Here is a 7,130-nt window from a genome sequence, read left to right as displayed (position 1 = left end):
TCCTGCCAGCATAAACGCCATCGCAACGAACCACCAGCGCAAGTAAGGCCTCATTTCCCACTCCCGAAGAAAAACATTGGATGAACGTCCTGTCCCCCATCGGCTTAACACAAGGCGTCCCGCCCTTGTGATACGAACAGCTCCTTACCCGGTAAGGAGCTGTAAAATGCGCTAACAGTTATTCTACTCTACTTTCGTGCTGATTATTCTACTTCCGGTACAACTTGATCCTGACCAGGCGCGGTAGCTTCCTTGATGCTCAGACGCACGCGTCCCTGGCGATCGACTTCCAGCACTTTGACCGGTACTTCCTGACCCATTTGCAGATAGTCGGCCACTTTCTCCACGCGCTTGTCGGCGATTTGAGAGATGTGCACCAGGCCTTCCTTGCCGCCGCCGATGGCCACAAAGGCGCCAAAATCAACGATACGGGTTACTTTACCATTATAGATGCGACCCACTTCAATTTCAGCGGTAATCTCTTCGATACGACGGATGGCGTGACGCGCTTTTTCACCGTCGGTCGCCGCAACCTTCACCGTACCGTCATCGTCGATTTCGATCGTGGTGCCGGTTTCTTCGGTCAGCGCGCGAATCACCGAGCCGCCTTTACCAATCACGTCCTTGATCTTGTCAGGGCTTATCTTGATGGTATGGATACGCGGCGCGAACTGCGAAATATCGCCGCGCGGTATGCTTATCGCCTGTTCCATAACACCCAGGATATGCAGGCGCGCGCCTTTGGCCTGGTTTAACGCCACCTGCATGATTTCGCGGGTGATGCCTTCAATCTTGATATCCATTTGCAGCGCGGTTATGCCTTCACGGCTACCGGCCACTTTGAAATCCATGTCGCCAAGATGATCTTCGTCACCCAGGATATCCGACAGGACCACAAAATTGTCGCCTTCTTTTACCAGGCCCATCGCAATGCCGGCCACGGCCGCCTTAATCGGCACCCCCGCGTCCATTAACGCCAATGACGCGCCGCAAACGGAAGCCATGGAGGAGGAACCATTGGATTCAGTGATTTCCGAGACCACACGCACCGTATAGGGGAACTCGTTCGCTTTCGGCATTACCGCCAGCACGCCGCGTTTCGCCAAACGGCCATGGCCGATTTCGCGACGTTTCGGTGAGCCGACCATGCCGGTTTCGCCAACGCAGTAAGGAGGAAAGTTATAGTGTAGCAGGAAACGGTCGGTGCGCTCGCCGGTGAGTTCGTCAATATTCTGCGCGTCGCGCTCGGTGCCGAGGGTGGCGGTAACCAGCGCCTGGGTTTCACCGCGGGTGAACAGGGCTGAGCCATGGGTGCGCGGCAATACGCCGGTGCGGATATCCAGGCCGCGGATCATGTCTTTTTCGCGGCCGTCGATACGCGGTTCGCCACGCAGCACGCGGCTACGGACCACGGTTTTTTCCAGATTGCCCAGCAGTTCCTTGATATCGCCTTCGTCCAGGCTATCGTCCTGCGCCCGCAGAGCGGCAACCACATCTGCCTTGATGGCGTTGACCTGGCCGTAACGCTCAAGTTTTTCAGTGATATGGTAGGCATCGCCCAGGCGGCCTTCCGCCAGTTCGGCAACGCGGCTTTGCAGGGCGGCGTTGACCTCAGGCGCATGCCATTCCCATTTCGGTTTGCCGGCTTCGGCCACCAGCGCATTGATATTGTCGATGACAATCTGCTGCTGTTCATGGCCAAACACCACCGCGCCCAGCATTTCGTCTTCGCTGAGCAGCTGCGCTTCGGATTCGACCATCAGCACGGCATTCGCGGTGCCGGCGACCACCAGGTCCAGGCGGCTCACGGCCAGTTCGGCCATGGTCGGGTTCAGGACATACTGGCCATCGATATAACCGACGCGCGCCGCGCCAATCGGGCCGCTGAATGGAATGCCGGACAGGCTGAGGGCGGCGGAAGCGCCAATCATCGCCACGATATCCGGGCTGACCTGGGGATTGACCGATACCACGGTGGCAATCACCTGGATTTCATTAAGGAAACCTTCCGGAAACAGCGGGCGGATGGGACGGTCAATCAGACGGGAAATCAGGGTTTCGCCTTCGCTGGGACGGCCTTCGCGACGGAAGAAGCCGCCCGGGAAACGCCCGGCGGCATAAGTACGTTCCTGATAGTTTACGGTCAGCGGGAAAAAGCTTTGTCCCGGTTTGGCCTGCCTGGCCCCGACCACGGTAACGAAGACCGCGGTGTCGTCCATGCTGACCATCACGGCGGCGGTCGCCTGGCGAGCCATCATACCGGTTTCGAGGGTGACGGTATGCTGGCCGTATTGAAACTTGCGCACGATCGGATTTAGCAAAATGATATCCTTTTTCAGGGTGAGCATAATCACAAAAACTCACCGATGACTAACCCATCTTCTTATCGCATCCTCGCGACTAATGACAATCCTTATCCTTTGGATAAAGTCTCTCATTAGCCGCGCGTATTTCAGCAATTGAAGAATCTACTTAAGCAATAACACATTAACGGTAAAGGTTATTGCTGCCTACTAGAAGAAAGGGGCCACATAAGGCCCCTTTCTACCGAAACTGTCTGGCTTAGCGACGCAGACCCAGGCGCTCGATAAGGCCCGTGTAACGTGCGACATCTTTACCTTTCAGGTAGTCAAGCAGCTTACGACGCTGTGAAACCATACGCAGCAGGCCACGACGGCTGTGGTGATCTTTTTTATGCTCGGCAAAATGGCCTTGAAGATGGCTGATTTGCGCGGTCAAAAGAGCAACCTGCACTTCAGTGGAACCGCTATCGTTGGCGTCACGGCCGAAATCAGTAACAATTTTCGCTTTTGCTTCAACACTTAGAGACATTATAACACTCCAGATTTATTGTGAAATACACAGGCGCCGATCTCTAATTCAGCAACCCCATTCATAAGCCGCGCTATTCTACTCTTAGCGCACCGCGATCGCAAGGCGCGCACTCATTCAAACGCGCGGTTCGGCCACCAGCCGCCTGGGGGCGACCAGGCCGGTTTCAGTAATTTCCCCCACGCCGAAAAAGCGCTTCTCCGCCCCTTCGGTCAACCGTACCATGCCCGGTCGCGTCGCGTCGGTCGTGGCTATTGTTTGGCCCATTCTGATTAGGCCCGCCATGGCCGCCGGCAAATTAAGCTCGGGCATATCCTCCACCGCGCTGTCCATCGGCAGCAGCAAACGGTCAAGCGCGGCCAGGGTGGCGGGGGCCTGCGGATCGGCGGCGGTGAGCGATTGCAACCGATCGAGCGTGACCATGCGATCCGCCGGATAACGCGCCACCGCCAGGCGGCGCAGGACAATCACATGGGCGCCGCAGCCCAGCATTTCGCCCAGATCGTCGACGATAGTGCGAATATAAGTGCCTTTGGAGCAATGGATTTCCAGCTCGAGGCTTTCCTGATCCCAGCGAATCAACTCCAGCGCGTACAGGGTAATCATACGCGTGGGACGCGGTACGTCTATTCCCTGGCGCGCATATTCGTACAGCGGCCTGCCCTGGTATTTCAGCGCCGAATACATGGAGGGCGTTTGCGGCGTTTCACCGCGAAAACGCTCTAATGCCCGCTCCAGCCCAGCCTGATCGATTGCCACCGGGCGCTCGCTGATGACGGCGCCCTCGGCGTCGGACGTATCGGTGCGCTGGCCCAGCCGGGCCACCACGCGGTAACGTTTGTCCGCATCAAGCAAGTGCTGGGAGAATTTCGTCGCTTCCCCCAGGCAGATGGGCAGCATGCCGGTGGCGAGCGGATCCAGCGCGCCGGTGTGCCCGGCCTTATTGGCGTGGAACAGCCGCTTGACCTTTTGCAGCAGATCGTTGGAAGACAGACCGATCGGCTTATCCAATAATACGATACCGTCAATATCGCGACCGCGACGACTTGGACGGCCCATCAGTCTTCCTTGCCCTCGACGCCCTCGTCGGGTTCGGATTCGCTGCGACGCGCGCGATCCTTTTGCACCACCTGGCTGACCAGGTTGGACATGCGCATGCCTTCCACCAGCGAGTTATCGTAGGAGAACGTCAGTTCCGGCACGACGCGCAGGCGCATGGCCTTGCCCAGCAGGCTACGGATAAATCCGCAGGCGTCCTGCAGCGCGGTGATGCCGATCTTTATCTGCTGTGGATCGTTGTCATTGAGAAAGGTCACGAACACTTTGGCATACGCCAGATCGCGTGACATTTCCACGCCGGACACGGTGGCCATGCCGACGCGGGGATCCTTGATTTCGCGCTGCAGGATGATGGCGATTTCTTTTTGCATCTCCTGGGCGACACGCTGGGTTCGGCTGTATTCTTTTGCCATTATAATTTCTCCAGACAAAACAGGGGGCATAAGCCCCCTTTGCATCAATAAATGTTCGCGACGGTTTAATCGATGGTGCGTTGAATCTCGATGGTTTCGAAGACTTCAATCACATCACCCGGACGGACATCGTTGTAGTTCTTCACGCCGATACCACATTCCATGCCGTTACGCACTTCGTTGACGTCATCCTTGAAGCGACGCAGGGATTCCAGTTCGCCTTCATAGATAACGACGTTGTCGCGCAGCACACGGATACGGTTGTGACGTTTCACCACGCCTTCCGTCACCATACAACCGGCGATGGCGCCGAACTTCGGCGAGCGGAACACGTCGCGCACTTCGGCCAGGCCGATGATTTCCTGACGGTATTCCGGGGCCAGCATACCGCTCATGGCCTGTTTGACTTCGTCAATCAGGTCATAGATAACCGAGTAGTAGCGCAGGTCCAGGCTTTCCGCTTCAACCACCCGGCGGGCGGAGGCGTCGGCACGGACGTTAAAGCCCAGGATGATGGCGTTGGACGCCGCGGCCAGGGTGGCATCGGTTTCGGTGATGCCGCCGACGCCGGAGCCGACGATCTTGACTTTAACCTCGGCGGTGGACAACGCTTCCAGGGCATCGCTAATCGCTTCGGTGGAGCCCTGCACGTCTGCCTTCAGCACGATATTCAGCTCGGAGACTTCGCCTTCGGTCATATTGGCGAACATATTTTCCAGCTTGGACTTCTGCTGGCGCGCCAGTTTGACTTCACGGAATTTGCCCTGACGGTACAAGGCAACTTCACGGGCTTTTTTCTCGTCACGCACCACGGTGGCTTCATCGCCCGCGGCGGGCACGCCGGACAGGCCGAGGATCTCAACCGGGATCGACGGGCCGGCCGAGGAGACTTCGCGCCCCAGCTCGTCGCGCATCGCGCGCACGCGGCCGTACTCAAAGCCGCACAGGACGATATCGCCTTTATTGAGCGTACCTTCGCGCACCAGGACGGTAGCGACCGGACCGCGGCCCTTGTCCAGGAAGGACTCGATCACCGCGCCGCTGGCCATGCCGTTACGGATGGCTTTCAGTTCCAGCACTTCGGCCTGCAGCAGGATAGCGTCCAGCAGTTCGTCGATACCGACGCCGGATTTCGCCGACACGTTGACGAACTGGCTTTCGCCGCCCCATTCTTCCGGAATAACGCCGTACTGGGTTAATTCGTTTTTAACCCGATCCGGGTCGGCTTCCGGTTTATCGATTTTGTTTACCGCCACCACAACCGGCACTTTGGCCGCCTTGGCGTGCTGGATGGCCTCGATGGTCTGCGGCATCACGCCGTCATCCGCCGCCACCACCAGCACCACGATATCCGTTGCCTGGGCGCCACGGGCACGCATGGCGGTAAACGCCGCATGTCCGGGGGTATCCAGGAAGGTGATCATGCCGTTTTCGGTTTCCACATGGTAGGCGCCGATATGCTGGGTAATGCCACCGGCTTCGCCGGCCGCCACTTTGGTGGAGCGGATATAGTCGAGCAGCGAGGTCTTGCCGTGGTCGACGTGGCCCATAATGGTCACCACCGGCGCGCGCGGCTCTGCCGCCGCGTCAATGTCGCGGTCGCTCATCACCAGCTCTTCGAGCTCGTTCTCGCGGCGCAGGATCACCTTATGGCCCATTTCTTCGGCCACCAGCTGCGCGGTTTCCTGGTCGATAACCTGGTTGATGGTCGCCATGGCGCCCAGCTTCATCATCGCCTTGATAACCTGCGAGCCTTTTACCGCCATTTTATTGGCCAGCTCGGCAACGGTGACGGTTTCGCCTATCACCACATCGCGGTTAACGATTTGTGCGGGCTTGTTAAAGCTCTGCTGCAGGGTGCTGGGCTTGCGCTTGCCTTTACGGCCCACGGCGCGGGCTTCTTCACGGTCGGCCTTGGATTCGGACAGCCGGCTGGTTTTTTTCTGTTTGGTCGCCTTGCCGCCGCGCGTGCGGGCGCGACGCTCGCCCTCGACCTTACGGTCGTTTTCATCTTCCGCCTCGCGGGCGTGATGAGAGGTGGTGACGTGGTAGTCACTGGCGTCTTCTTCCGTCGGCTCCGGCGTGGCAACCCAGGTGCCGCCGTTTTCTTCCGCCATCCGCTTGGCTTCTTCGACAGCGAGGCGTGCACTTTCTTCAACCTTGCGACGCGTTTCCTCTTCCGCTTTACGTCTAAGTTCAGCGGCCTCGGCTTCACGGCGGGCTTTTTCGACCGCCTGTGGTGACTTGGTCATATTATTGGTCTGCTGGTTGGTCAATTTTTCACTTTCCGCTGCCACACGCTTCGCTGTATCAGCGGCCTCACGTTTGGCTTTATCGTCGGCCGCACGTTTTGCTTTTTCTTCGGCTTCATGCTTGGCTTTTTCGGCGGCTTCATGCGCAGCACGCTCCTCAGCCTCACGAAGGACCAGTTCTTCCGCTTCACGTTTAGCCAGCTCTTCCGCTTCCGCCTGTTCAGCGGACTGGGGATCGCGTTGCACGTACGTGCGTTTCTTGCGGACTTCTATCTGCACCGATTTACTTTTACCGCCGGTACTCGGAATATTCAAGGTACTACGGGTTTTACGCTGTAAAGTGAGTTTATTCGGCGCGCTGCCCCGCTCACGGTTCAGGTGCGCTAATAACGTTTGTTTTTCATGCTGGGTCACAGAATCGGCTTCGGTCTTGTCGATACCAGCATCAGCAAACTGCTGTACCAGGCGATCGACCGGAGTCTGAATTTCTGCGGCGAGCGATTTTACGGTTACATCTGTCATGCTGTTCCTTTCCTGCTACAGTTTATTACGCGTTGTCGCCAAACCAACAGAT

Annotated in this window: 5 protein-coding genes; all 5 read right to left on the bottom strand. The window is 57.8% G+C overall.

What is annotated here, in order from left to right; all coding sequences use genetic code 11:
- Positions 1-203: 203 nt before the first annotated feature.
- Positions 204-2,321 (bottom strand): polyribonucleotide nucleotidyltransferase, encoded by a 2,118-nt coding sequence (pnp, locus tag VGC33_RS22880; RefSeq protein ID WP_331123069.1) that lies wholly within the window; start codon positions 2,319-2,321, stop codon positions 204-206.
- Between the two features lie 241 nt (positions 2,322-2,562).
- Positions 2,563-2,832, bottom strand: coding sequence for a 30S ribosomal protein S15 (gene rpsO, locus VGC33_RS22875; protein WP_331123068.1), 270 nt, complete (start codon positions 2,830-2,832; stop codon positions 2,563-2,565).
- A 117-nt stretch (positions 2,833-2,949) separates the two neighbouring features.
- A complete protein-coding gene (gene truB / locus VGC33_RS22870) occupies positions 2,950-3,891 on the bottom strand; it encodes a tRNA pseudouridine(55) synthase TruB (RefSeq protein ID WP_331123067.1) in 942 nt (313 codons plus the stop codon).
- On the bottom strand, positions 3,891-4,304 hold the full coding sequence (rbfA, locus tag VGC33_RS22865; protein ID WP_331123066.1) for a 30S ribosome-binding factor RbfA: 414 nt from the start codon (positions 4,302-4,304) through the stop codon (positions 3,891-3,893). Before rbfA ends, truB begins: the two co-directional genes overlap by 1 nt.
- 65 nt (positions 4,305-4,369) lie before the next feature.
- Positions 4,370-7,078, bottom strand: a complete 2,709-nt coding sequence (infB, locus tag VGC33_RS22860; RefSeq protein ID WP_331123065.1) for a translation initiation factor IF-2 — start codon at positions 7,076-7,078, stop codon at positions 4,370-4,372.
- Positions 7,079-7,130: the final 52 nt, after the last annotated feature.

It is taken from the genome of Acerihabitans sp. (genome assembly GCF_036398755.1).
Taxonomy (GTDB): Bacteria; Pseudomonadota; Gammaproteobacteria; order Enterobacterales; family Enterobacteriaceae; genus Acerihabitans.
The sequence above is the reverse complement of the archived record's forward strand: the minus strand, read 5'-3'. Positions and strand labels throughout refer to the sequence as shown.

Bases quoted from the DNA above. Each gene is read 5' to 3' on its own strand.
- rpsO (WP_331123068.1), bottom strand. From the start codon at position 2,832: ATGTCTCTAAGTGTTGAAGCAAAAGCGAAAATTGTTACTGATTTCGGC.
- truB (WP_331123067.1), bottom strand. From the start codon at position 3,891: ATGGGCCGTCCAAGTCGTCGCGGTCGCGATATTGACGGTATCGTATTA.
- rbfA (WP_331123066.1), bottom strand. From the start codon at position 4,304: ATGGCAAAAGAATACAGCCGAACCCAGCGTGTCGCCCAGGAGATGCAA.
- infB (WP_331123065.1), bottom strand. From the start codon at position 7,078: ATGACAGATGTAACCGTAAAATCGCTCGCCGCAGAAATTCAGACTCCG.